The following is a 1,630-nucleotide window of genomic DNA, read 5'->3' on the forward strand; positions in this document are numbered from 1 at the left end:
CGAGCCCGCAACATCCCGACCCGAGTGTCAGGGACGTCCCGAGACATGAAGTGTCAGGGACGTCCCGAGACAGCACAATCGAAAAACTCAATACTCAATGGCAGATAGCGTTTGTCCAGTTCTTGGTCTTGATCAACGCGGACATCCTTCACCAAGGACCAAGGAATTTGCAAGAATTTTCGCAATTGTCGAACGCCTGCCCAGAAGGTGATGTCCTGATCTGTCGCCATCACTGCAAATTGATAGACCGGTGGCCGATGATCACCCGCGCCAAGTGACGACTTGTCAAAATCTCCAAGTTCGCCTGCGAATTTCATGCTGGCAGCGAGGACGAGGCGATCCGGATAGATCTTGCGCAAAAGGCGCGCACAAATTTGCGCGGGCATATAGCTTGCGAACAGAGCCAGAATGACGACAAGAAATACGGCGGCTCCGACGAGGCAAGAAATCGCAGTCAGTCGCAAGAGATCGACGTCGCCCCGCTGCGCCGCTTGGATGCTTCGGCCCACGAGCCCGATTGCGCCAACGACGAGAGCGGCAATTGCCGTCGTGACTCGGGCACGACGTGTTCGCATGGGGACGGACCTCATTTCTCACGTCGACTAATTTGAATGTCTCTGTTCATGTCATCTTGACTCAAGCTAAATCGAGTCGGCGGATCCGGCGGCCAGGTATATTTATGGGCCGGAGACACAAACCAGTGCAATTTGTAGTCCCCTCCGATTAAGATCCCCTGGGCGACAGCCAGACATGGTTGCCGCCGGTGCCGGCGATGATGACCGCTTTCCCGCATTTTGCGGTGATGCTGACTTCACGGCCACGGGGAAGGGCTCGGGTTAGTAGTGGTCGTGAACGCACTCCAGCACCTATGGCGCACACGGCTTTTATTCGTCCAATTGATCCGAAACGTCAAATTCCTACGTGGCACTATCCCCCATCGGATGAGGGTGTCCTGCATCGCGCGAAAGATTTCGAGAGGTCCGAACTGAATGAAAGAAGGCGTCAAAGTCTTTGTCTCCCTGCGGGCGAAAGAGCCAATCCCCGCGGCGCTGTGGCGGGAGCCCGATCTGAAAGGCTCTTCCATCTAGAGACCCTTTCACTTCAACGGCCCGCTCGATGCTTTCCCTATGAGTCACGGTCGCAATTTCGACTGACGACACATTCGACCATGGAATTCTTAGGACCCTCTCTGGCCCTCCGCGACGCAACCGCCACAGTTCAAATCGACTCCCAGCGTCAACAAAAGCGAGAGACGCGTTCATCGGTGTGGGATAGCCGATGCTGATGCCACTTATGTCCTTGATCTCAGAAGCGAGCGCGGGCGATAAGCGAATGATCACGAACGACAATGAAGGATTGGCGTTATGCAGGATCGAATACAAGTGACGCTGCGCCGCTCCGAAGGGAATGCCAATCACGAGTACGAATACGGGTACCCCAACGACTATGAACATGAAGTTCACGAACATCTCTGATGGGGTGCCGCGCAATCCTGGGCCAGCCAAAATGAAGATGAGCGCCAGCGCCGGGAGGTAATATCCCCAGCGTCGTCTGGTCACGTCCCGCTGAGTGGTGGAGTTTCTCAACACCATGCGGGTCAGTTGTTCTAGCTTAGGCGGCGGCGAGTTCG

2 protein-coding genes are annotated in these 1,630 nt (G+C 55.6%); both read right to left on the bottom strand.

Translation table 11 applies throughout. From position 1 onward, the window contains the following. Nucleotides 1-53: 53 nt before the first annotated feature. Nucleotides 54-509, bottom strand: coding sequence for a hypothetical protein (locus QN357_RS18860; RefSeq protein ID WP_323505383.1), 456 nt, complete (start codon nucleotides 507-509; stop codon nucleotides 54-56). A gap of 408 nt (nucleotides 510-917) precedes the next feature. Beyond that, the coding region (locus tag QN357_RS18865) for a hypothetical protein (RefSeq protein ID WP_323505384.1) at nucleotides 918-1,630 on the bottom strand (713 nt) is incomplete at its 5' end.

The organism is Cryobacterium sp. RTC2.1, from assembly GCF_035018685.1.
GTDB classification, from domain to species: domain Bacteria; phylum Actinomycetota; class Actinomycetes; order Actinomycetales; family Microbacteriaceae; genus Cryobacterium; species Cryobacterium glucosi.